We start from the raw sequence: 21,117 nt of genomic DNA on the forward strand, positions 1-21,117 counted from the left end.
GATGATGGGAGGGCCGCATGGCCCGGACATCTGAATCGGCCCGGTCGGTGGTCCGATGATGGGAGGGCCGCATGGCCCGGACATCTGAATCGGCCCGGTCGGTGGTCCGATGATGGGAGGGCCGCATGGCCCGGACATCTGAATCGGCCCGGCCGATGATCCGGGACCATGTGATCCGCTGGTCGGAATGCGACCTCTACGGTCACGTGAACCACACCGCCTATCTGACACTGTTCGAGGATCTGCGGGTGGCACACTGGCAGGCGCTGACGGGCGCCGCCCTGGCACCGGACCGACCCGGCCCGGTCGTGGCGCAGATCGAGGTGCGCTATCTGCGCGGCGCGCGTTTCAATGATGCGGTGGTGCTGACCTGCCGCACCATCTCCTTCCGCCGCAGCTCCTATGTGCAGGATTATGCGCTGCTGCTGGATGGCGCGCCCTGCTGCACGGCCCGCGCGGTCTGCGTCGTCACCCGCCAGGACAGCGGCGAGAAGGTGCCGCTGACCGAGGCATGGCGCGCCGCACTCGAAGCGCAGGGCGCCGTGGCCGCCTAGCTCAGCGCCGCCAGGGCCGCCGCTGCCACAGCCCCTGGAGCACCGCATGGTCGGCCCGCATCATGTCGCGGTAATCCTTGCCGACCAGCGGCCGCAGCGGCAGGCCGGTGCGCTCGGCATCGGCGATCAGCGCCGGGTCGGCCAGCGCTTCCCGGAATGCCGTCTCCAGCTTCACGCGGATTTCCTCCGGCAGGCCGGGCGGCGCGCCGATGCCGCGGGCGGAACCGCCGAGCACGTCGTAGCCCTGTTCCTTGAAGGTCGGCACCTGGCCGGTCGGCGCCCAGCGCACCGGGCCGCCCTGCGCCAGGCAGCGGATGCGGCCCTCCCGCATCAGGCCGACGCCCTCGCTCATGTTGAAGCTGCCTATGGGCAGGCTGCCGCCCAGCACATCCCGCTGCACCGGCGCGGTGCCGTTATAGGGGATGTGCAGCAGCCGCACGTCGGCAGCTTCCTCGAAGCTGAGCTGGAGCATGTGGTCGTCGGAGCCGATGCCGGCGGTGCCGACGCCGATTCCTTCCGGGTCCTTCTTCGCCGCTTCCTTCAGGTCGTCCAGCGTGCGCCAGGGGCTGTCGGCGCGCACCCAGAGGCCGCCCGGGTCGTCCACCACATTCGCGATATAGGTGAAGTCCTCCGGCCTGTAGCGGGGGGATCGCTCGATCGCCACGGCATGCATCGCGGTGTTGGTCAGCGCGCCCAGCGTGTAGCCATCCGGCGCCGCGTTGAACAAGGCCTCGAAGCCCAACTGTCCGGCGGCGCCGGGGCGGTTCACCACGGCGAAGCGTGCGCCCGGCAGGCGCGGCGTCACGAAATGCACGATGGGGCGGACCATGTTGTCCACGCCGCCGCCGGGCGGGAAGGGGACGATCACCTCGATGGCGCGGTCGGCCGGCCAGGCGGCTTTCGCGAGTCGCGGCGCGGCGAGGGTGGCGACGGAGGTCGCGGCGGCACCCAGCAGGATGCGGCGGGTGGTCATTGGATGGGGTCCTCCCGGGACGTTTCTTGCAGCATGCCGCCGGAAAGGAGACGATGCAACTGCTTGAGTTCGCAACAAAAATCGTTCTGCGTGACGAAACGTGAGCAACTCTGTGCAGCGATAGGGTATTTCGATGACACCAACAGCCAGACCGTCTTGGCCAGACGCCGCCCGATGGCGCCAAGCTGCCCGCCATCGCAGGAGAGCCCATCATGCGTCGCCCCATCACCGCCCTGAGCCTGCTTCTGGCGTTGGCCGCCACGCCCTCCGTCGCCGGGGCGCCTTTTCCGTGCCAGGGCGGGCTGGGGGGCGCCGCCAGCTATCTGGTGGCCGAGCGTTTCGAGCAGGCTGTCATCGCCGATCCCCGCCCCGAGGCGCGCAGCGAATACCGCATGGTGGTGCGCAATCCGCATGACCTGCCGGCCGCCGTGATGACCGGGATCGCGCTGCGCGGCATCGTCGAGGCCCCGGCCGAGCCGGTGATCGTGCCGCCCCATGGCATCGCCTTCGTGCCGATCGGGCATTTCCCGCTCGACATGTCGCGTGGCCGCATGGCGCCGCCGATGCTGGAGGAGGTCCGGGCGGCGATGACCATCCCCTTCTGCCAGATCCTCGACCCCGGTCCGGAGACGCCCTCAGCCCAGCGCGCGGTCCCGCCGGGTGGCGTCCAGGTCGTCCGCGATGAAGCCGCGCACCACATCCACCAGCGGCTCTGACGGCACGAAGCCCAGGCCGGGGGCGCGGGTCGCGGCGAAGCTGGCGGGCCAGCCGGCGACGATCGCCTCGACCTCCGCATCCTCGATCCGGCGCGCCAGGGCGCGCGCCTCGGGGCCGGCGACCTCCGCCAGCGCGTCCAGGATCTGGTCGATGCTGGCCGAGACGCCCGGCGGGTTGATGCCGCGGTCACGGCCGAGCGCGGCGCTGTCCATCGCCGCCGCATGCGCCAGCCAGTCCACGGCACGCCGGGGCGAACAGACCCAGACGCGGAAGTCCTCTGCCACCGGATAGGTCGCCTCCAGCCCCAGCAGCGGTTCCCGCACCACGGCGGAGACGAAGGAACTGGCGGCGCGATTGGGCCGCCCGGGGCGCACCATCACGGTGGGCAGGCGGATCGAGACGGCGTCCAGAAAGCCGCGCCGCGTCGCATCCGCCAGGAGCAGCTCCCCGATCGCCTTCTGGGCGCCGTAGCTGTTGGTGGGCAACTGCCGCGCGTCATCCGGCACATTCGCCGCCTGGCCGCCGTCGAAGGAGGCGACGGAGGAGGTGAAGACCACCCGCGGTGCGGAGGGCAGCTTGCGGCAGGTGTCGATCAGCGCCTGGGTGCCGGCGATGTTCACCCGGATGCCCAGCTCGTAATCGGCCTCCGCCGCCGCGCTGACCACGGCGGCCAGATGCACCACCAGCCCGGTGCCGGCGGGAATGGCGCGGGCGAGCGTCGCCGCATCGGCAACGTCGCCGGCCAGGCAATGGACGGGGAAGGGGGCCTCCAGCGGCGCCGGCTCATGCAGGTCGAACAGCGTCAGCGCGGTGATGGGCTGGCCGCCCACGGCCCCATCCGCCGCGAAACGCGCCGCCAGCCGGCGGCCAAGGAAGCCGCCACCGCCCAGAATCGTGACCTGCATCAGGCTCTCCACCCCATCTTCTTCAGCGTGCAGACTGCCGCCAGACGGTCCCGGCGCCAAGCGATTGCGGTGGGCCTTCGCGCGCGCCACTCTCCGCCGCATGATCCCAGACCGTCCCTCCCGCCTGCTCATCAACCGCCGCCATGGCACGCCCGGCCTGGTGGTGCTGCCCGAGGCCGGCTTCCGCCGCGCGCGGGCGGAGATCGCCGCCTGGCCAGGCTATGCGCCGACGCCGCTGCTCGACCTGGCGGAGGTGGCCGCGGCCGCCAGGGTCGGCTCGGTGCACTGGAAGGACGAGGGCGGGCGATTCGGGCTCGGCAGTTTCAAGGCGCTGGGCGGCGCCTATGCGGTGCTGCGGCTGCTGGTCACGGAACTCGCCCGCCGCGGCGTCGCCAATTCCGCCACGGCGACGGAGCTGGAGGCCGGGGCGCATCGGGACGCGGTGCGGGCCATCACCGTCACCTGCGCGACGGACGGCAATCACGGCCGTTCCGTCGCCTGGGGCGCCCGGCGCTTCGGCGCGCGCTGCGTCATCTTCGTGCATGAGACGGTGAGCCAGGGCCGCCGCGACGCGATCGCCCAGTACGGCGCCGAGATCCGGGTGGTCCCCGGCAATTACGACGATGCGGTGCGGGAGGCCGCCCGGATGGCGGAGGCGGAGGGTTGGTTCGTCGTCTCCGACACCTCCTATGAGGGCTATACCGAGATCCCGCGCGACGTGATGCAGGGCTACCGGCTGATGGCCGATGAGGCGGCGGACCAGATGGCCGGCAAGGCCCCGACGCATGCCTTCATCCAGGGCGGGGTCGGCGGCGTGGCGGCGGCGGTGGCGATCCAGCTCCGCACCCGTTTCGGGCCGGATGTGAAGGTGGTGGTGGTGGAGCCGGAGAAGGCCGCCTGCCTGCTGGAAAGCGCCGAGGCCGGCGCCCCGGTGACGGTGGCGGGTGAACTGGACACGCTGATGGCGGGCCTGGCCTGTGGCGAGCCCAGCCTGCTCGCCTGGCAGGAGCTGGAACGGGCGGCCTTCGCCTTCATGGCGGTGCCCGATGCCAGCGCGGTGGACTGCATGCGCCTGCTCGGCCGGCGGACTCCAAAGGTGGTTGCCGGGGAAAGCGCCGTGGCCGGCCTGGCGGCGCTGCTGCTGGCGGCGCGGGACCCGATGTACCGCGCCCTGCTGGGGCTGGATGCGGAAAGCCGGGTGCTGCTGTTCGGGACGGAGGGGGCGACGGACCCGGACCTCTACGCAAGCTTGATGGCGGATGGAGGTTGACCCGGGATTGTTGCGTTGCGACATGCCGTGCATCGATGGACGACGCTAGGCGTTGTCCAAAGGCATAATTGGAGCAACGCCCTATGAATCGTCGCCACCTCCTCGGCGCCGCGGCGGCCGCCCTCGCGGCCCCTTCCTTGATCTCCCCCGCCCGCGCCCAGGGCAACTGGCCATCCCAGCCGATCCGGCTCGTCGTGCCCTTCGCCGCCGGCGGCCCCACCGACATCCCGGCACGGCTTTTCGCCGAGCGGATTGGCGCCAACATGTCGCAGCGCATCGTCGTGGAAAACCGCACCGGCGCCGGCGTGCTGGTGGGGACGGAGGCCGTGGCCAAGGCCAATGACGGCCATACCTTCCTCTACACCACGGTCGCCCATGCCGTGCTGCGCGCGCTGTTCCAGCGCCTGCCCTTCGACCCGGAGGCGGATTTCGTGCCGGTCGCGCTGGTCGGCGTCATCCCGATGCTGGTCACGGTGGGCCGGAATTCCCCGATCCGCGACATGGCCGGGCTCCAGGCCGCGCTGAAGGCCGATCCGGGCGGCATGACCTATGCCTCCTCCGGCAATGGGGGCGCGCTGCACCTGGCGACGGAGCTGATGCTGCGGTCGATGGATGCCCGTGCCCTGCATGTGCCCTATCGCGGCACCGCGGCGGCGATGCCGGATGTGCTGAACGGCACCATTCCGCTGATCGTCGATGTCGCGACCTCGGCCCTCTCCTACGCCCAGAGCGGCGAGACCCGGGCGCTGGCGGTGATGGACCGCACCCGCCTGCCGCAATTGCCGAATGTGCCGACCACGGCGGAGGCCGGCTTCCCGGGCCTCGAGGCCTATACCTGGCACATGGTGATGGCGCCGAAGGGCACGCCCGCCAATGTCGTGCAGACGGTGAACCGGGCCTTCATGCAGGTGGCCGCGGAGGCCGCTGTGCAGCAGCGGCTGTCCGACCTCGCCATGCGACTGGTCACCGACAGCACGCCGGACACCGCCGCCGCCTGGCTGCGTGAAGAGACGCAGAAGTGGTCCGCCGTGGTCCGCGAGGCGAATATCACCATCAACTGAGTGCCGTGCCGGCCGGCGTCTTTGATTGACGCCGGCCACCTCTCTCCCCCCATCATGCGGCGTCCAGGAACGCAACGGGCGGGAAACACCGCCCGAGGGGAGAGCTTGCATGACGATTCCGAATTTCGGGCGACGCCATCTTTTGGCCATTGGCACGGCTGGGCTGGCCGCACCCGCCTTGATCCGCCCTGCCATGGCGCAGCCCGCCTGGCCCAGCCAGCCTGTCCGCATGGTGGTGCCCTTCGCCGCCGGCGGCCCGACCGATGTCCCCGCCCGCCTGCTGGCGGAGGAGATGTCGAAGGCACTGCCCAACCGCATCGTGGTGGAAAACCGCACCGGCTCCGGCGTGGTGATCGGCACGGATGTGGTGGCCAAGGGGCCGCAGGACGGCTCCATGCTGCTCTACAGCACCGTCGCCCATGCGGTGACGCGGGCGATGTTCCCGACCCTGCCCTTCGACCCCATCGCCGATTTCACGCCCGTGGCCCTGGTCGGCCAGGTGCCGGTCATCCTGCTGGTGAACAACGACTTCCCGGCCCGGACCCTGGCCGAGTTCATCGCCCAGCTCCGGGAGAATCCGGGCAAATACGACTATGCCTCCTCCGGCAATGGCGGCGCGGTGCATCTGGCGACGGAGCTGTTCCTGCATGCCGCCGGCGGGCTGCGGGTGAACCACGTGCCCTATCGCGGCTCCTCCGCCGCGCTGCCGGATGTGCTGTCGGGCCGCGTGCCGATGATCTTCGACATCGCCGCCTCCGCGCTGCCCTATGCGCGGTCGGGCCAGCTTCGCGCGCTCGGCATCAGCACGAAGGAACGCTCGCCGCTGGCGCCCGAGATCCCGACCATGATCGAGCAGGGCGTGGCGGGCTACGAGGCCTATACCTGGCACATGGTCTTCGCCCGCAGCGGCACCCCGGCGCCGGTGATCCAGGCGGTGAACCGCGCGGTGAATGCGGCGGTGAACATCCCGGCGGTGAAGGAGCGCCTGCTGAGCTTCGCCATGCAGGTGGTCAGCGACAGCACCCCCGAATCGGCCGCCGCCTATCTGCGCAGCGAGATCGCGGTGTGGGAGCCGCTGGTGCGGGCGGCCGGCATCAGGGCTGGCTGAAGCCCGGTGTCCTGCCCGCTCCGTTTGCTGCACTTCGCAGCGAACGGAGTGGATAAGCAGGCCACCCCAAGACCTACATCCCCAGCCGGGGCAGCGCCTCAGCGACCGCCGCCTCGGCCGGGGCGATGGCCACCTGGCGCAGTCCCGGCGGGGTGCCGGGGCTGGTGGCGGCGGCGGGCTGCCACTGGCACAGCATCGGCCTGGCGCGCAGGTTCTGCCCGCGCTCGTCGAAGCGCGCGCCCCAGCCACAGGCCGTGCTGCCCTCCGCCATGTCGGTGGCCAGCACCGCGGCGCGGATGCGATCCCGGTCCGAACTGCCGGCGCGGTGCAGCGCATCCAGGAACACCTGCGCGCCGGAGAAACTGGCCAGGCCATGGCCGGAGCGCGGCTCCGCGCCATAGCGGCGCAGATAGGCCTCGGCGAAGGCGCGGGCGCCGGGGGCCACGGCCTCATTCACCGCGAAGGGCGTGAAGTCGGCGCTCATCGTGCCGCAGAGCGCGTCGCCGATGCTGCGCGCCGTCTCCGCCATGCCATAGCCGCCGGCGGTGCCGATCAGCATCAGCGGCTTCCAGTTCGCCTCCCGCATCGCGCGGAACAGCAGCGCCTCGTCGCCCGGCGCGCCGCTGTGCAGTACCACCTCCGCCTCCACCCCGCGCAGGCGCTGGACCAGGCCGTTCAGGTCGCCGGGGCGCGGCGCGTAGCCGGCCTGCTGGATCACCGCGAGGCCGCGCGCCTCGATCAGGGCGGCCTGCGCGGCGGCGATGGAATTGGCGCCCAGCGCATCCTCCTGCGCGATGGTCAGGCGCAGGGAGCTGGGATGGCGGCCGATGGCATTGGCCAGGATCTGCACGCCATCCAGCGCGACGGCGGCGAAATCCGTGGCCCGCGGCGCGGCGCGGAACACCCAGCGGAAGTTGCGCTCCATCACGGCATCGCCGATGGCGCTCAGCTCGAAATAGGGCACGCCCGCCAGCTCCGCGACCTGGGAGGCGGGCAGGGCGATCGCCGTGCCGAAGCTGCCGAAGATGGCGACGACCCGCTCATTGCCCTGGGTCAGGCGCCGCGCCTCATTGGCCGCGGCCGTCTCGTCCGGCGCGTCGGCGCGGACCAGGCGGATGGTTCGGCCGAAGACGCCACCGGCGGCGTTGCGCGCTTCCACCGCCAGTTCCAGCCCGCGATGGCATTCATCGCCGAAGGGCGCGGAAGGGCCGCTGAGGGGGAAGATCGCGCCGAGCCGCAATTCCGGCGCCTGGGCTGGTTGCGGCGTTCCCGCTGTCTGGGGCTGCGCCGTGGCGGGCGGTGCGAAGGCCCCGATCGCAGCGCCGGCCACCCCAACCAGCGCCCGGCGGCCGAAAGCCTGCATCCTGCTTTCCCCACGAAGACACGGCATGTTCCCATGCGCCCCGGCGACCACACAACCCCGTCCGGCGCCGGTCGCGGCCGATCGGCGGTCTTGACGCCTGCCGCCGCCGCATGGTCCCTCGGGCGCAAGAGCTGGGCCCCGGCCCGCAGCAAGGAACCCGCCATGACCGACCTGCCCGCCGAGATGACCCTGATCGACCACACCGCCGGCGGCACGGGCAAGGGTGGCGGGCCGGAAGTGCTGGCGCCGGCGCGCGGCCCGGTGCCGCGCCCGGCGGCGGATGAGGTGCTGATCCGCACGGAGGTGATCGGCGTGAACCGCCCCGATGTCGCCCAGCGCAATGGCAGCTATCCGCCGCCCCCCGGCGCCAGCCCGGTGATCGGCCTGGAATGCGCCGGAGAGGTGGTGGCCGTCGGCGCGGCGGTGACGCGCTGGAAGGTCGGCGACAAGGTCGCGGCGCTGACCAATGGCGGCGCCTATGCCGAATATTGCGTGGCACCGGAGGCCCAGACCCTGCCCTGGCCGAAGGGTTTTGATGCGCTGCATGCCGCCGCCCTGCCCGAAACCTATTTCACGGTATGGGCCAATGTCTTCGGGCATGGCCGGCTGGTGGCGGGCGAATCCATCCTGATCCACGGCGGCACCAGCGGCATCGGCGTGACGGCCATCCAGCTCGCAAAGGCGTTTGGCGCGACGGTGTATGCGACGGCGGGCAGCGCGCAAAAAGTGGCGGCCTGCCTGGAGCTCGGCGCCGATGCGGCGATCGACTACAAGGCCGAGGATTTCCAGGAGCGCATCAAGGCGCTGACCGGCGGTAAGGGCGTGGATGTGGTGCTCGACATGGTCGGCGCGCCCTATTTCACCAAGAACATCCGCAGCCTGAAGCTGGATGGGCGGCTGGTGATGATCGCCTTCCTGAACGGCCATCTGGCGGAACAGGTCGACCTGCGCCCGATCATGGTCAAGCGCCTGACCGTCACCGGCAGCACCATGCGCCCCCGCACCACGGCGCAGAAGGCGGAGATCGCCCAGGCGCTGGAGGCCAGGGTCTGGCCGCTGCTGGAACAGGGCCTGGCGCGGCCGCGCATCTTCCGCACCTTCCCCCTGGCCGAGGCGGCGGCGGCGCATGCGCTGATGGAAAGCAGCACGCATATCGGCAAGATCATGCTGACGGTGTGAGGATGTGATCCCCTGGCTGTTCTTCGCCCTGGCGCTGCTGCTGCTGGCCCTGTCCGGGCGGATGCGCGGCCGGCTGTGGCGGCGGGGCGGGCAGGGGGCCTCGGTGCTGCTGGCGCTGGCGGCCACGCTGATCCTGGTGCGCCGCGCCGGCACCACCCTGCCGGGCTCGCGCCCGCGCCCCTGGTATTCGCCGTGAGGACCCGCCGATGAACCTGCATCGCCTGTTGCTGAAGCGCCAGGAACAGGGGCGTCCCGTGCGGGTCGCCGTGATCGGCGCAGGCAAGTTCGGCTCCATGTTCCTGCACCAGGCGCCGCGCACGCCGGGGCTGCATGTGCTGGGCATCGCCGATCTCTCCATCCCCCGCGCCCGCGCGGCCCTGTCCCGCATCCATTGGGCGCCGGAGGCTGGCGGCGCGCCGGACGCCGCGACGGCGGCGCGGACCGGCGCCACCTGGCTGACCGAGGACGCGCTGGCACTGATCGCCGACCCCCATGTGGAGGTGGTGGTGGAGGCCACCGGCGACCCCGCCGCCGGCCTGATCCATGCCCGCCACGCCATGCGCCACGGCAAGCATGTGGTGATGGTGAATGTGGAGGCCGATGTGCTGGCCGGCCCACTTCTGGCGCGGGAGGCCGCGGCGGCCGGCGTGGTCTATTCCATGGCCTATGGCGACCAGCCGGCTTTGGTGGCGGAGCTGGTGGACACCATCCGCACCGGCGGATTTTCGGTGATCGCCGCCGGCAAGGGCACCAAATACCTGCCCGCCTATCACGACAGCACGCCGGAGACGGTCTGGGACTTCTACGGGCTGACGGCGGAACAGGCGCGGGAGGGCGGGATGAATCCCCGCATGTTCAACTCCTTCCTCGATGGCACGAAGTCGGGCATCGAGATGGCGGCCATCGCCAATGCCACCGGCCTGGCCCCGCCGGAGGATGGCCTGGCCTTCCCGCCCGCCGGAACCAGCCAGCTTCCCGACCTGCTGCGGCCGCATAACGAGGGCGGCACTTTGGCCCGCAAGGGCGTGGTCGAGGTGGTGTCGTCACTGACCCGGGATGGCGCCGAGATTCCGGACAATCTCCGCTGGGGCGTCTATGTCGTCTTCGAGGGGGACACCGACTACGCCCGTCGCTGCTTCGCCGAATATGGCGTGGCCACCGACAGCACCGGTCGTTATGCCGCGCTGTGGCGGCCCTATCACTTCATCGGGCTGGAGCTCGGCGTCTCCGTTGCCTCCGCCGCCCTGCGCGGCGAGCCGACGGGAAGCCCGGAAAGCTGGTCGGCGGATTGCGTCGCCATCGCCAAGCGCGACCTGGCCGCGGGCGAGGTGCTGGATGGGGAGGGTGGGGCGACCGTCTGGGGCAAGTGCATCCCCGCCGCCCGGTCCCGCGGGCTGGGTGCCGTGCCGATTGGCCTGGCGCATGGCGTGCGACTGGCCCGGCCGGTGCGGCAGGGTGCGCTGCTGACCGAGGCGGATCTGCACCCGCCGCCGGCCGAGGGGCCGGCTGGCGTCGCCAGGGCCGTGCGTGCCGAGATGATCGCCTCGTCCCTGTAGATAAGTGTCGAATTGCCACGTCATTCGCATGAATGCGGGCTTTTCGCGGCGCCGCCGGCACGGCTAGGTTAGCGAACATGCCCATGGCTTCCGCCTTCCGGCTGCTTTTCGCAGCCGTCATCCTTTTCGGCGGTGCCTGGCCCATCACCAAGGCCGCGCTTGCGGATGCCTCGCCACTTTGGTTTGGCCTCGGTCGATCCGCGCTCGCGGCGCTGGGGGCGGCCATACTGCTCGCCGCCCTGGGGCGGCTGCGCTTTCCGGCGGCGCAGGACCGTACGGCGGTGCTGTTCCTCGGCGTGTTCCAGCTCGGCGGCTTCTTCGCGCTGACGCATCTGGCGGTGGCGCTGGTGCCGGCAGGGCGCACCGCGGTGCTGTCCAATGTCGTGACCTATTGGCTGATCCCGCTTTCCGTCCTGCTGCTGGGGGAGAAGGTCTCCGCCGCGCGCTGGTTCGCCGCCGGGCTGGGGCTGGCGGGGGCGGGGGTGCTGATCGGGCCCTGGGCGGTGGATTGGTCGGACCACCAGGTGCTGCTCGGGCATTTCATGCTGGTCATGGCCGGCCTGCTCTGGACCATCGCCATCATCGCCTCCCGCAAATGGCCGCCGCGGACGCCGATGTTCGACCTGCTGCCCTGGTGCTTCGGTATCGGCGCGCTGATCCTGGTGCCGCTCACTTTGCTGCTGGAGCCGGAGGGCGGCGTCGGCCTGAGTTCCTGGCCGCATCTTCTGTATATCGGGCTGTTCGCGGCGCCGATCGGCACCTGGTGCGTGATCGAGGCCGGGCGGAAGCTGCCGGGCGCGGTGGCCTCGGTGGGCTTCCTGATGGTGCCGGCCTTCGGCGTGCTGGTCTCCACCATCTGGCTCGGCGAGCCGCTGGGCTGGGATGTATTGGTGGGTGGCGGGCTGATCGTGGCCTCGGTCATCATGGCGGCACGCGGATGAAATTGAACGTCACGGAAATGGGCGAGGGTGCCCCGGTGGTTCTGCTGCACGGGCTGCTCGGCGCCGGCCAGAATTTCGGCGCGGTGCAGAAGGCGCTGGCGGCGGATGGCTTCCGCGTGCTGGCGCTGGACCTGCGCAATCACGGCGCCTCCCCGCATGCCGAGGGCATGGGTTATGCGGATATGGCGGCGGATGTGGCGGAGACGCTGCGGGCGGAGGGTGCCTGGCCCGCCGCCATCATCGGCCATTCCATGGGCGGCAAGGTGGCGATGGCCCTGGCGCTGGCGGAAGGTGCGGGCGTGTCACGGCTGCTGGTGGCGGATATCGCCCCCGTCACCTACCCGTCGCCGCTGTTCAACGCCTATATCGCCGCGATGCGCGCGATCCCGCTGCGCCCCGGCCTGACGCGGCGGGAGGCCGATGCGGCGCTGGTCGCCGCCGTGCCCGCCGCGCCGCTGCGCGCCTTCCTGCTGCAGAACCTGGTCTTCACCAGCGACCCGCCGGCCTGGCGCATCGGGCTGGAGGCGATCGCCGCCGGCATGCCGGATATCGGTGGCTGGCCCGATCTGCCGGGGCGCTATGACGGGCCGGTGCTGGTGCTGGCCGGCGAGACCTCGGACTACGTCCAGCCGGAGCACTGGCCGATCTTCCAGCGCCTTTTCCCGGCCGCCGAACGCGCGAAGATCGCTGCCGGCCACTGGCTGCATGCGGAGAATCCCCAGGCCTTCCTGGCAGCCGTGCGGGGTTTCCTGACGGCCTGAGTCAGGACCCGCCGCGGAATCCCGGGCGGGCCTCGGGCTCCACCTCATCCCCGGAAGGCGGGCCCTCCGGCTCCTCGGTGCCGCCACTCATCCAGTCATTGTCATAGGTGAAGGAGAAGGCGACGGCGCCACCGACCACTTCGGTGAGGGCCTCGTCATCCAATGGGACGGGTGCCTTGGGGTCCGTCATGCCTGTGCTCCCTTCATCGATCCTGACCCGATTCAGCACATCTTGTGCCGTTCCGAAAAGGCACAATAAACAAGATTGTCCAGCTACCGCCGGGACGGCGGCCGTCACCCCAGCCGGATCAACGTGATCTCCGGCGGCACGCCGAAGCGCACCGGCAGCAGGGACGTGCCGAGCCCGCCCGAGACGATCAGGTGCTTCCCCGCCTCCTCCACATGCCCGTAGGCATAGCGATTGCCGAAGGCGGAGGGGACATAGGGCGAGAAGCCCGCCACCCGCACCTGCCCGCCATGGGTATGGCCACAGATGGTCAGCGCCACCCGATCCGCGGGGACGGTGGGGAAGATATCCGGCTCATGGCACAGCAGGATCACCGGGTCCTGGTCCCGCACCCCGCCGAGGGTGCGTCCCAGATGGTTGGCGCCGAGGTAGCGGCCATCATCGGTCTCCCGGAACGCCCAGAGACTGCCGCTGCCGGCCAGCCAGAATCCCTGGCCGCGAAAGCCGGTCTTCACCGCCGCATTGTGCAGCACGGAGATGCCGGCTTCGGCCAGGACCCGCGCGGTGCGCGGCACGCCGCGGCGGAAGCGCTGCACCTGCGCATCCTCCCACCAGTCGTGGTTGCCGAGCACGCTGTGCACGCCATGCGGCGCGCGCAGATCCTTCAGCAGTTGCGCCGTCTCGGTCACCGGGATGCCGTGCTTCACCAGCGCGCCGCCGCCCATGTAGTCGCCCAGCAGCACCACCAGGTCGGGCCGCAGCGCATTGGTGGCGGCGACGATCTGCGCAACGCGCTCCAGCGGCATCTGCGGTTCGCAGGCATGGATGTCGGAGAGGGCGGCGATGGTCAGGGGTCGGCCGGCGGGCCAGTTCGGCGGATGCAGCCGGTATTCGGCGATGCCGAGGCGATAGGTCGGCTCGATCCAGAAGGCGTAGAGCCCGCCCACCGCACCGATCGCGGTCATGCCGCCCAGGGTGGTCAGCAGCGCCCGGCGCGTGGACATGGCCGGAGGTGGCGGCGGCGGCGCGGCACGGGGCGACGGCGTTAGGGGCGCCGGAGTCCGGGGCGGGGCTTCGGCGGGGGACGCTTCCGGGGCTGGAGCCCGGGGCAGTTCGGGGCGGGTCGGAACGCGCCGGCTTTCCCGCGGCAGCTTCACAGGGCGGCGCCCGGCACCGCCGGCGTGGCCTTGCCGCCGGGCTTGGGCTTCAGCCGGGCGATCCGGTCGGCATCCGCGACGCGCCACAGATACCAGGCGGCGACACTCCGCCAGGGTGCCCAGGCCTCGCCGATCGCGGCGAGTTCCTTCGGCTTCGGCTGCGCCTCCAGCCCCGCGGCGACTTTCCAGCCCTCCCGCACGCCGAAATCGTCGATCGGCAGCACGTCGCGCCGGCCGAGGGTGAAGATCAGCATCATCTCCACCGTCCAGCGGCCGACGCCGCGAATCGCCACCAGCCGCTCGATCAGCGCCTCGTCCGGCAGCCGGGCGGCGGCATCGCCGGTCGGCACCAGCCCGCCCACCGCCTTCTCCGCGATGTCGCGGATCGCGGCGACCTTGTTGCCGGACAGCCCGCAGCCGCGCATCGCCTCCACCGGCGTGTCCAGCACCAAAGCAGCGGGCGGGAAGTCGTGGCCCGGATAAAGCGCGATGAAGCGGCCGAGAATCGCCTCCGCCGCGCGGCCATGCACCTGCTGGTGCGTGATCGCGCGCACCAGCGCCTCATAGGGTTCGCGCGCCGCCGCCCCCAGCGTGCAGGGGCCGATCTGGCGGATGATGCGCTTCATCACCGGGTCGCGGCGCAGATGGCGCAGCGCCGCGGCGGTGGCGATCACCGGAAGACCAGCGTCGGCAGCGCCAGCACGATCCAGGGCACGTAGGTGATGAGCATCAGGCAGGCGAAGATGACGCCGATGAAGATCGGCAGGTAGCGCATCATCTTGTCCACGCTGGTGCCGGCCACCTGGGCGGCGGCGAACAGGTTCACGCCGAAGGGCGGCGTGATCATGCCCATCGCCAGGTTCACCACCATGACGGTGCCGAAATGCACGCCATCGATGCCGAAGCGCGCCGCCGCTTCCTGCAGGATGGGGGCGAGCACGATGATGGAGGCGCTGGTCTCCACGAACATGCCGATCACGAACAGGAACAGGTTGACGCCCAGCAGGAACATCCCCGCGCCGTCGAAGGTGGTGACCAGCCAGGCGGCGGCGGCATCCGGCACGCCCTGCCGGTTCAGCAGCCAGGAGAACACCGCCGCGCAGGCGATGATGAACAGGATCACCGCGCTGCTGATCACCGATTTGCGGAAGATCGGGAACAGGTCGCGCCAGCCGATCTCCCGGTGCAGGAACATGCCGACCAGGATGGCATAGGCGACGGCGATGACGCTGGCCTCGGTCGGCGTGGTGATGCCGCCATAGATGCCGCCGAGCACGACGACGGGCATGAACAGCGCGAAGCCGGCCTGGCGCGTCGCCGTCAGGACGCCCAGCCTGCCCTCCCCATCCTGCTTGCCCCAGCCCTTGAGGCGGCACCAGATCAGCACGGTGGACACCAGCGCGCCGGCGATCAGGATGCCCGGGGCGATGCCGGCGATGAACAGCTCCGGAATGCTGGTCTGCGTCGTGACGCCGTAGAGGATCATCGGAATCGAGGGCGGGATCACCACGCCGAGTTCCGCCGCCGTGGCCTGCAAGGCGGCGGCGAAGGCCACCGGATAGCCGGCGCGGACCAGCGCCGGGATCATGATGGCGCCGACCGCGAAGGTGGTGGCGACGGAACTGCCGCTGATGGCGGCGAAGATCATGCAGGTGACGACACAGGTGGCGGGCAGCCCGCCCTGGATGCCGCCGACGATGGATTGCGCGAAGGCGACCAGGCGGCGGGAGATGCCGCCCACATCCATCAGGTTGCCGGCCAGGATGAAGAAGGGAATGGCTGCCAGCGGAAACTTGTCCAGCGCCACGAACAGCTGCTGGGCCGCGACGATCAGCGGGAAATTGGTGAAACCATGGATGCCGATGATGGCGGCAAGCCCGATGGCCACGGCAACCGGCACGCTGATGGCGAAGAGCACCAGCATGACCGTCAGCATCGCGCCACTCATGGCGCGTCATCCTTATGGTGGCCGCTCATGCGGCGTACTCCAGCTCGGCATCACGCCGGTCGAGGAAATGCGCGAGGGCGCCGATCATGGCGAAGACCGCGCCGACGGGGATCGCCGCATAGCCCCAGGTCATCGAGACCTCGAGCCCCGCCATCTCCTGGAACTGCACGCGCTGCGCCATGGTCCAGCCGAACCAGAACATGATGCCCATGAGGGACAGCGAACAGGCCAGCGCTGCCGCCTCGATGGACCGGCGCAGGGCGCCGGAGGTCAGGCGGTGCGCCACGTCGATGGACACCAGCGCGCCGCCGCGCAGCGCCAGCGCCACGCCGAGATAGGCCATCCAGATCAGCGCCGTCCGCACCAGCGCCTCCGACCAGATGGAGGGTGTTTCGGTCGCAAATCGGGCAAAAACCTGCCACAGCCCCGCCGCCGCCGCGAGGGCCAGGGCAAGGCAGGCCAGGATGGCGGCGATGCCGGTCGCCACGCGGTCCAACCGCAGCACCGCCGTCCGGATCATCCCCCTGACGCCACCGCCGGAGCCCGCCCAGAGTGCCAGCAGGACGACGGCGAGCGTCGCCGCCCCCGTCACCTGCAATGGCACCACGTTCATCATGTTCATCGCGTGGATTCCGGATGCGGAAAGGGCACGGCGCGATGCCGTGCCCGACTGCGGAGTCTCAGTTGGCGCGCCACTCACGAATGCGGCGCAGGGTGGCGGCATCCAGCGTCCGCTCCCATTCCGCGAAGGCCGGGGCCAGGGCGGTCTGGAAGGCGGCGGTGTCGACCTCCGTCACCACCGTCATGCCGCGGCGGCGCAGCTCGGCCACGCCGGCTTCCTCATCCGCCGTGACGCGATTGCGGTTGGCGGTCTGCGCCTCGCGCGCCGCCTGCTGGAACAGCGCGCGGTCGGCCGCGTTGAAGCGCGCGACCATCGCCGGGTTGCAGATCATCACCTGCGGCGAATAGACGTGGCGCGTCATGGTGAAGTAGCGCTGCACCTGGTTGATGTTGTTCGCCACGATGACCGAGATCGGATTCTCCTGCCCATCCACCGTGCCCTGCTGCAGGGCCGGGATGAGCTCGGAGAAGGCCATCGGCGTCGGCAGCGCGCCGAGCGTGGTGAAGGCCCGGATATGCACCTGGTTCTCCATGGTGCGGATCTTCAACCCGCGCAGGTCGGCGGGGGTGTTCACCTCGCGCCGCGAGTTCGTCAGGTTGCGGAAGCCGTTCTCGATCCAGACCACGCCGACCAGGCCGCGCGCGTTGAAGCGGTTCAGCACCTGCTGGCCGATCTCGCTGTCCAGCACGCCGCGCGCATGGGTGGCATCGCGGAACAGGAAGGGCACGTCGAAGATGCGCACCTCCGGCACGAAATTGCCGACCGGGCCGGTGGAGGTGAAGGTGCAGTCGATGGTGCCGATCTGCACGCTCTCGACCATCTCGCGCTCATTGTCGTTGCGCTGAGTGGTGACGCTGTAGCGCCCGTTGGTCAGCCGCTCCAGCGCCGTCTTGAAGGTATGGGCGCCGACGCCGGTATGGCTGTCGAGCGGCAGCGCGTGCTGCACGGTCAATTGCGTCTGTGCCTGCGCCGAAAAGGCGAAGGGCAGCATCAGCGCGGCGGCAAGCGCCACGCGGCGGGTCGCTTTCATGGATGGACTCCCTGGAGATGAGCACCGTTGGATCGGCGCTGCATGCATAGAGCGTATAGATGCATTGCGGTGGGGGCATCAATCCCAGGCGAGGGACTGATGGATCGCGCGAGCGAAACGCCAAGGGGCGCGGCTTGCACCGCGCCCCCCCCTGTCATTGCGCCTGGCAGGCCCTCGGGCAGGTCTGCCTCAGTTCGCGCGCCACTCCCGGATGCGGCGCAGCAGCGCGCCATCCAGCGTGCGCTCATATTCCGTGAAGGCGGCGGCGAGCGCGGTCTGGAAGGCGGCCGCATCCACCTGCGTCACCACTGTCATGCCACGGCGGCGCAGCTCGTCCACGCCCGACTGCTCATCCGATGTGACGCGCGCGCGATTGGCGGCAGCACCGGCCTTGGCGGCTTCCATGAAGGCGGCGCGATCAGCGGCCGACATGCGCGCCAGCATCCCCGGATTGCAGATCAGGATGGCTGGCGAATAGACGTGGCCGGTCAGCGTCAGGTAGCGCTGCACCTGGTTCAGGTTGTTCGCCACGATCACCGGGATCGGATTCTCCTGCCCATCCACCGTGCCCTGCTGCAGGGCCGGCACGAGTTCGGAGAAGGCCATCGGAGTCGGCAGCGCGCCGAGGGTGGAGAAGGCGCGCATATGCACCTGGTTCTCCATGGTGCGCACCTTCAACCCGCGAATATCGGCGGGCGTGTTCACCTCGCGCCGCGAATTCGTCAGATGCCGGAAGCCGTTCTCCATCCAGACCACGCCGGCGAGGCCGCGGGCGGAGAAGCGGCCAAGCATCTGCTGGCCGATCTCGCTGTCCAGCACGCCGCGGGCATGGGCCGTGTCACGGAACAGGAAGGGCACGTCGAGGTTGCGCGTCTCCGGCACGAAGTTGCCGACCGGACCCGTCGAGGTGACGACGCATTCGATGGTGCCGATCTGCGCGCTCTCGATCGCCTCGCGCTCATTGTCGTTGCGCTGGATCACCACATTGTAGCGGCCGCCGCTGGCACGCTCGAAGGCTTCCTTCAGCGCGGTGGCGCCGGCGCCGTAATGGCTGTTTAGCGGCAGCGGATGCTGGATGGTGATCTGGGTCTGGGCCAAAGCAGGGCCGGCCAGAGGGGCCAGGAAGGCGGCGGCCAGGGCCAGCCGGCGGGACAATGTCATGTAGGCGTCTCTCCCCAGGACCGGGGCGCCTTCGCGGCGCCCCTTGCTGTCACAGGGTATAGGTGAAGCGGGGGCGCCGCTTCAAGCCAGGCCGCGCGGCGCCAGGCAAGGCTGGGCGATCAATGCGCGGCCACATGGGGCAGGGGCAGGCCAAGCGCCAGCGCCTCATTCGCCGCCGCCGCACCCTCCCACAGCAGTTCGACGCCGATATAGGCGATCAGCGCCAGGCCGATATAGGCAATGAACTTGTAGCGGTCGAGCATCCGCGCCAGCGCCCCGCCCAGCAGGCCCATCAGCAGGATGGAGACGGTCAGGCCGATCACCAGCATCACCATGTTGTTGCGCGCCACGGCGGCGACGGCGAGCACATTGTCCAGGCTCATCGACACATCGGCGATGATGATCTGGCGCAGCGCCTGCATCAGGGTCTTGTCGGGCGCGGTGTGGCCGGCCTCGGCCTCCTCCGCCTCATGCCGCAGCTCCTTCCAGAAGCCCCAGGCGATATACAGCAGCGCCGCGCCGCCGAGGAGCTCGATCCACCACAGGCCGAGCAGCCAGGTGGCGCCCAGCGAGAAGACGATGCGCAGCGCCGCCGCGGCCAGGATGCCGAACAGCACGGCGCGGCTGCGCAGCGCCGGCGGCAGGCCGGCGGCGGCCATGCCGATGACGACGGCATTGTCGCCGGACAGGATGACGTTGAGCCAGAGAATCTCCAGGAACTGCGGTCCCTGGGCCATGAGCGAATCCATACCGTTCCTCCGGGCGCGGCACAGATCCTGGCCGTTTCAACCCGGTGACAGATTAGGTGCCGGAGGGCTCCCCGCGAAGTTTCAACTTCGCAACGCCAGGGCCATGACTTATATGTATTGTGCGTGACAGATCGGTTACTTGCGCCGTGACATGCCTGTCACCCCGCCGCCTGTGCCAGCAGCCAGTCGCGGAACAGCCGAACGCCCCGATCCGCCGCCCGCCAGGGCCGGTGCACCAGGTACCAGGCGGTGCCGCGCGCCACCGGCAGCGGAAAGGGCGCCACCAGCCGCCCGGCGGCGAGGTCGTCGTCGATATAGGGCCGCACCCCCATCGCCACGCCGAGCCCATCGGCGGCGGCCTGCTGCGCCTGGCCGTAGAATTCGAAGACCGGCCCGGCGGCGGTGATGCCCGGCGCGCCGGCGGCTTCCAGCCAGCGCGGCCAGTCGCCGGGTGCATGCGCCACGCGCAGCAGGGTAGCTCGCGCCAAGCCAGCGGGGCGGCGCAGCTTCGCCGCCATGGCGGGCGCGCAGACCGGCAGCAGGTCCGCGCCGAACAGCCGGGTGGCGACAAGGTCCGGCCATTCGCCCTCGCCCATCAGGATCCCGCAGCTCCAGCGGTCGGAGAAGGGCGCGGCGATGCCGCCGGTGGTGATCCGCACCTCCAGCCCTGGCTGCCGGCGTTGCAGGTCGGCGAGGCGGGGGATCAGCCAGCGGATGGCGAAGGTGGGACCGACCCCGACGGTCAGCGCGCCGCCGCCCGCCTCCTCCCGCACCTGTTCGGTCAGCCGTGCCAGCGCGTCGAGCAAGGGCACCAGCCCGTCGCGGTAGCGGCGGCCGGCCGCGGTCAGCTCCAGCCGGTTGGCGTGGCGGCGGAACAGCGCGACGCCCATGCGTTCCTCCAGCAGCTTCACCAGGCGGCTGACGGCCGCGGGCGTCACATGCAACTCCGCCGCCGCCTGCACGAAGCTGCCGGCGCGGGCGGCGGCTTCGAAGGCGCGGATGCCGTTCAGGAAGGGTGGGCGGGGGGCGGGTAGCATCAGGAAAACTCATGCCAGGCTCAGCAAAGGCAGTTTGTGCGCCGTGCCCGGCGGGCGCAATCCATCCGTCAGAGGAGCCCCGCCGATGACCGCCCTGACCATGCTGAGCCTCTGGACCCTGATGGTCGCCACCTCCCTGCTCTCGGGAATCTTTGGCATGGCGGGAGGGCTGGTGCTGATCGGCGTGTTGCTGCTGCTGTTGCCGCTTCCCGTGGCGATGGCGCTGCATGCGGTGACGCAGATTGCCTCCAACGCCTGGCGCGCCGCCTTCCTGCTGCGCCATGTGCGCTGGGCGATCGTCGCCGCCTATGCGCTGGGCTGCGTCGTCGCGGTGGGGCTGTGGTCGCTGGTGCTCTTCGTGCCGGACAAGCCGCTGGCGCTGATCGCCCTCGGCCTCAGCCCCTTCCTGCTGAAGCTGCTGCCGGCCGGGTCGAAGGCCGATCCCGAGGACCCGCTGCATGGCGCCTGCTGCGGCATGGCCAGCATGTCGCTGATGCTGCTGACCGGCGTGGCGGGGCCGCTGCTCGACAGCTTTTTCCTGGGCGGCAGGCTCGACCGGCATGGCATCGTCGCCACCAAGGCGGTCTGCCAGGTGCAGGGCCATGCGATGAAGCTGCTGTATTTCGGCGGGCTGGTGGCTGGCGCGGCGGAGCTTGACCCGGTTCTGGCCGGCGGTGCCGTCGCCGCCTCCCTGCTCGGCACCCTGCTGGCGAGGCCGCTGCTGGCGGCGCTGACGGAGGTGCAGTACCGCGCCTGGGCCGGGCGGCTGGTGGCGGGGATCGCCGCCTTCTACCTCGCGCAGGGCACCTGGCTGCTGGTCTTTCCCTGATGGAGGCCG

At 70.5% G+C, this 21,117-nt stretch carries 23 protein-coding genes; 11 read left to right on the forward strand and 12 right to left on the reverse strand.

Going from position 1 to position 21,117, the window contains the following annotated elements; all coding sequences use genetic code 11:
- Positions 1-125 precede the first annotated feature (125 nt).
- Positions 126-554 (forward strand): acyl-CoA thioesterase, encoded by a 429-nt coding sequence (locus JJQ90_RS15515; protein ID WP_216876918.1) that lies wholly within the window; start codon positions 126-128, stop codon positions 552-554.
- A 1-nt stretch (position 555) separates the two neighbouring features.
- On the opposite strand, the gene JJQ90_RS15520 is transcribed toward JJQ90_RS15515, so the two are convergent.
- Positions 556-1,527 carry a Bug family tripartite tricarboxylate transporter substrate binding protein gene (locus JJQ90_RS15520; protein ID WP_216876920.1) on the reverse strand — a complete coding sequence of 324 codons (972 nt, stop codon included), beginning with the start codon at positions 1,525-1,527 and terminating at the stop codon, positions 556-558.
- A 212-nt stretch (positions 1,528-1,739) separates the two neighbouring features.
- On the opposite strand from JJQ90_RS15520, the gene JJQ90_RS15525 reads away from it, so the two are divergent.
- Positions 1,740-2,243 (forward strand): hypothetical protein, encoded by a 504-nt coding sequence (locus JJQ90_RS15525; protein WP_216876922.1) that lies wholly within the window; start codon positions 1,740-1,742, stop codon positions 2,241-2,243.
- On the opposite strand, the gene denD is transcribed toward JJQ90_RS15525, so the two are convergent.
- Positions 2,163-3,149, reverse strand: coding sequence for a D-erythronate dehydrogenase (denD, locus tag JJQ90_RS15530; RefSeq protein WP_216876924.1), 987 nt, complete (start codon positions 3,147-3,149; stop codon positions 2,163-2,165). The genes JJQ90_RS15525 and denD overlap by 81 nt on opposite strands.
- A 100-nt stretch (positions 3,150-3,249) precedes the next feature.
- Here denD and JJQ90_RS15535 point away from each other — a divergent pair, with 100 nt between their 5' ends.
- From JJQ90_RS15535 to JJQ90_RS15545, 3 genes are all read left to right on the forward strand, one after another.
- The gene (locus JJQ90_RS15535) at positions 3,250-4,419 is read left to right on the forward strand and encodes a diaminopropionate ammonia-lyase (protein WP_216876926.1); all 1,170 of its coding nucleotides are present in this window, start codon (positions 3,250-3,252) and stop codon (positions 4,417-4,419) included.
- An 83-nt stretch (positions 4,420-4,502) separates the two neighbouring features.
- The gene (locus JJQ90_RS15540) at positions 4,503-5,480 is read left to right on the forward strand and encodes a Bug family tripartite tricarboxylate transporter substrate binding protein (protein ID WP_216876928.1); all 978 of its coding nucleotides are present in this window, start codon (positions 4,503-4,505) and stop codon (positions 5,478-5,480) included.
- 109 nt (positions 5,481-5,589) lie between these two features.
- A complete protein-coding gene (locus JJQ90_RS15545; RefSeq protein WP_216876930.1) occupies positions 5,590-6,588 on the forward strand; it encodes a Bug family tripartite tricarboxylate transporter substrate binding protein in 999 nt (332 codons plus the stop codon).
- Positions 6,589-6,661: 73 nt separating this feature from the next.
- Here the strand turns inward: JJQ90_RS15545 and JJQ90_RS15550 are convergent, their stop codons facing one another.
- Complete coding sequence (locus JJQ90_RS15550) at positions 6,662-7,951, reverse strand: ABC transporter substrate-binding protein (RefSeq protein ID WP_216876931.1); 1,290 nt, start codon at positions 7,949-7,951, stop codon at positions 6,662-6,664.
- 162 nt (positions 7,952-8,113) lie between these two features.
- On the opposite strand from JJQ90_RS15550, the gene JJQ90_RS15555 reads away from it, so the two are divergent.
- The 5 genes from JJQ90_RS15555 (at position 8,114) to JJQ90_RS15575 (ending at position 12,388) form a co-directional block, all read left to right on the forward strand.
- Positions 8,114-9,130 carry an NAD(P)H-quinone oxidoreductase gene (locus JJQ90_RS15555; RefSeq protein WP_216876933.1) on the forward strand — a complete coding sequence of 339 codons (1,017 nt, stop codon included), beginning with the start codon at positions 8,114-8,116 and terminating at the stop codon, positions 9,128-9,130.
- A 4-nt stretch (positions 9,131-9,134) separates the two neighbouring features.
- Positions 9,135-9,326 (forward strand): hypothetical protein, encoded by a 192-nt coding sequence (locus JJQ90_RS15560; RefSeq protein ID WP_216876935.1) that lies wholly within the window; start codon positions 9,135-9,137, stop codon positions 9,324-9,326.
- A gap of 10 nt (positions 9,327-9,336) precedes the next feature.
- On the forward strand, positions 9,337-10,686 hold the full coding sequence (locus tag JJQ90_RS15565) for an NAD(P)H-dependent oxidoreductase (protein ID WP_216876937.1): 1,350 nt from the start codon (positions 9,337-9,339) through the stop codon (positions 10,684-10,686).
- A gap of 77 nt (positions 10,687-10,763) precedes the next feature.
- Positions 10,764-11,627 carry a DMT family transporter gene (locus JJQ90_RS15570; RefSeq protein ID WP_216876939.1) on the forward strand — a complete coding sequence of 288 codons (864 nt, stop codon included), beginning with the start codon at positions 10,764-10,766 and terminating at the stop codon, positions 11,625-11,627.
- On the forward strand, positions 11,624-12,388 hold the full coding sequence (locus JJQ90_RS15575; protein ID WP_216876941.1) for an alpha/beta fold hydrolase: 765 nt from the start codon (positions 11,624-11,626) through the stop codon (positions 12,386-12,388). Before JJQ90_RS15570 ends, JJQ90_RS15575 begins: the two co-directional genes overlap by 4 nt.
- A 1-nt stretch (position 12,389) precedes the next feature.
- On the opposite strand, the gene JJQ90_RS15580 is transcribed toward JJQ90_RS15575, so the two are convergent.
- From JJQ90_RS15580 to JJQ90_RS15620, 9 genes are all read right to left on the reverse strand, one after another.
- Positions 12,390-12,578 carry a hypothetical protein gene (locus JJQ90_RS15580; protein ID WP_216876943.1) on the reverse strand — a complete coding sequence of 63 codons (189 nt, stop codon included), beginning with the start codon at positions 12,576-12,578 and terminating at the stop codon, positions 12,390-12,392.
- Between the two features lie 104 nt (positions 12,579-12,682).
- Positions 12,683-13,579, reverse strand: coding sequence for a metallophosphoesterase (locus JJQ90_RS15585; protein ID WP_216876944.1), 897 nt, complete (start codon positions 13,577-13,579; stop codon positions 12,683-12,685).
- A gap of 149 nt (positions 13,580-13,728) precedes the next feature.
- The gene (locus tag JJQ90_RS15590; protein ID WP_377099175.1) at positions 13,729-14,403 is read right to left on the reverse strand and encodes a DNA-3-methyladenine glycosylase family protein; all 675 of its coding nucleotides are present in this window, start codon (positions 14,401-14,403) and stop codon (positions 13,729-13,731) included.
- Entirely contained in the window at positions 14,403-15,680 is a 1,278-nt protein-coding gene (locus JJQ90_RS15595) for a TRAP transporter large permease (RefSeq protein WP_216876945.1), read from the reverse strand. The genes JJQ90_RS15590 and JJQ90_RS15595 overlap by 1 nt, the downstream gene beginning before the upstream one ends.
- Before the next feature lie 25 nt (positions 15,681-15,705).
- Positions 15,706-16,302: a TRAP transporter small permease gene (locus JJQ90_RS15600; RefSeq protein ID WP_230410702.1), complete on the reverse strand. Its 597-nt coding sequence runs from the start codon at positions 16,300-16,302 to the stop codon at positions 15,706-15,708.
- 58 nt (positions 16,303-16,360) lie between these two features.
- Positions 16,361-17,332 (reverse strand): DctP family TRAP transporter solute-binding subunit, encoded by a 972-nt coding sequence (locus JJQ90_RS15605; protein ID WP_216876946.1) that lies wholly within the window; start codon positions 17,330-17,332, stop codon positions 16,361-16,363.
- A gap of 189 nt (positions 17,333-17,521) precedes the next feature.
- On the reverse strand, positions 17,522-18,493 hold the full coding sequence (dctP, locus tag JJQ90_RS15610; protein ID WP_216876947.1) for a TRAP transporter substrate-binding protein DctP: 972 nt from the start codon (positions 18,491-18,493) through the stop codon (positions 17,522-17,524).
- Between the two features lie 119 nt (positions 18,494-18,612).
- On the reverse strand, positions 18,613-19,230 hold the full coding sequence (locus tag JJQ90_RS15615; protein WP_230410703.1) for a YjbE family putative metal transport protein: 618 nt from the start codon (positions 19,228-19,230) through the stop codon (positions 18,613-18,615).
- 170 nt (positions 19,231-19,400) lie between these two features.
- Entirely contained in the window at positions 19,401-20,279 is an 879-nt protein-coding gene (locus tag JJQ90_RS15620) for a LysR substrate-binding domain-containing protein (RefSeq protein WP_216876949.1), read from the reverse strand.
- An 85-nt stretch (positions 20,280-20,364) separates the two neighbouring features.
- Here JJQ90_RS15620 and JJQ90_RS15625 point away from each other — a divergent pair, with 85 nt between their 5' ends.
- Positions 20,365-21,108 (forward strand): TSUP family transporter, encoded by a 744-nt coding sequence (locus JJQ90_RS15625; RefSeq protein ID WP_216876951.1) that lies wholly within the window; start codon positions 20,365-20,367, stop codon positions 21,106-21,108.
- Positions 21,109-21,117 lie beyond the last annotated feature (9 nt).

This window comes from Falsiroseomonas oleicola, from assembly GCF_019029495.1.
Classification (GTDB): Bacteria; Pseudomonadota; Alphaproteobacteria; order Acetobacterales; family Acetobacteraceae; genus Falsiroseomonas; species Falsiroseomonas oleicola.

Bases quoted from the DNA above. Each gene is read 5' to 3' on its own strand.
- JJQ90_RS15515 (WP_216876918.1), top strand. From the start codon at position 126: ATGGCCCGGACATCTGAATCGGCCCGGCCGATGATCCGGGACCATGTG.
- JJQ90_RS15520 (WP_216876920.1), bottom strand. From the start codon at position 1,527: ATGACCACCCGCCGCATCCTGCTGGGTGCCGCCGCGACCTCCGTCGCC.
- JJQ90_RS15525 (WP_216876922.1), top strand. From the start codon at position 1,740: ATGCGTCGCCCCATCACCGCCCTGAGCCTGCTTCTGGCGTTGGCCGCC.
- denD (WP_216876924.1), bottom strand. From the start codon at position 3,149: ATGCAGGTCACGATTCTGGGCGGTGGCGGCTTCCTTGGCCGCCGGCTG.
- JJQ90_RS15535 (WP_216876926.1), top strand. From the start codon at position 3,250: ATGATCCCAGACCGTCCCTCCCGCCTGCTCATCAACCGCCGCCATGGC.
- JJQ90_RS15540 (WP_216876928.1), top strand. From the start codon at position 4,503: ATGAATCGTCGCCACCTCCTCGGCGCCGCGGCGGCCGCCCTCGCGGCC.
- JJQ90_RS15545 (WP_216876930.1), top strand. From the start codon at position 5,590: ATGACGATTCCGAATTTCGGGCGACGCCATCTTTTGGCCATTGGCACG.
- JJQ90_RS15550 (WP_216876931.1), bottom strand. From the start codon at position 7,951: ATGCAGGCTTTCGGCCGCCGGGCGCTGGTTGGGGTGGCCGGCGCTGCG.
- JJQ90_RS15555 (WP_216876933.1), top strand. From the start codon at position 8,114: ATGACCGACCTGCCCGCCGAGATGACCCTGATCGACCACACCGCCGGC.
- JJQ90_RS15565 (WP_216876937.1), top strand. From the start codon at position 9,337: ATGAACCTGCATCGCCTGTTGCTGAAGCGCCAGGAACAGGGGCGTCCC.
- JJQ90_RS15570 (WP_216876939.1), top strand. From the start codon at position 10,764: ATGCCCATGGCTTCCGCCTTCCGGCTGCTTTTCGCAGCCGTCATCCTT.
- JJQ90_RS15575 (WP_216876941.1), top strand. From the start codon at position 11,624: ATGAAATTGAACGTCACGGAAATGGGCGAGGGTGCCCCGGTGGTTCTG.
- JJQ90_RS15580 (WP_216876943.1), bottom strand. From the start codon at position 12,578: ATGACGGACCCCAAGGCACCCGTCCCATTGGATGACGAGGCCCTCACC.
- JJQ90_RS15585 (WP_216876944.1), bottom strand. From the start codon at position 13,579: ATGTCCACGCGCCGGGCGCTGCTGACCACCCTGGGCGGCATGACCGCG.
- JJQ90_RS15595 (WP_216876945.1), bottom strand. From the start codon at position 15,680: ATGAGTGGCGCGATGCTGACGGTCATGCTGGTGCTCTTCGCCATCAGC.
- JJQ90_RS15600 (WP_230410702.1), bottom strand. From the start codon at position 16,302: ATGAACATGATGAACGTGGTGCCATTGCAGGTGACGGGGGCGGCGACG.
- JJQ90_RS15605 (WP_216876946.1), bottom strand. From the start codon at position 17,332: ATGAAAGCGACCCGCCGCGTGGCGCTTGCCGCCGCGCTGATGCTGCCC.
- dctP (WP_216876947.1), bottom strand. From the start codon at position 18,493: ATGACATTGTCCCGCCGGCTGGCCCTGGCCGCCGCCTTCCTGGCCCCT.
- JJQ90_RS15615 (WP_230410703.1), bottom strand. From the start codon at position 19,230: ATGGCCCAGGGACCGCAGTTCCTGGAGATTCTCTGGCTCAACGTCATC.
- JJQ90_RS15620 (WP_216876949.1), bottom strand. From the start codon at position 20,279: ATGCTACCCGCCCCCCGCCCACCCTTCCTGAACGGCATCCGCGCCTTC.
- JJQ90_RS15625 (WP_216876951.1), top strand. From the start codon at position 20,365: ATGACCGCCCTGACCATGCTGAGCCTCTGGACCCTGATGGTCGCCACC.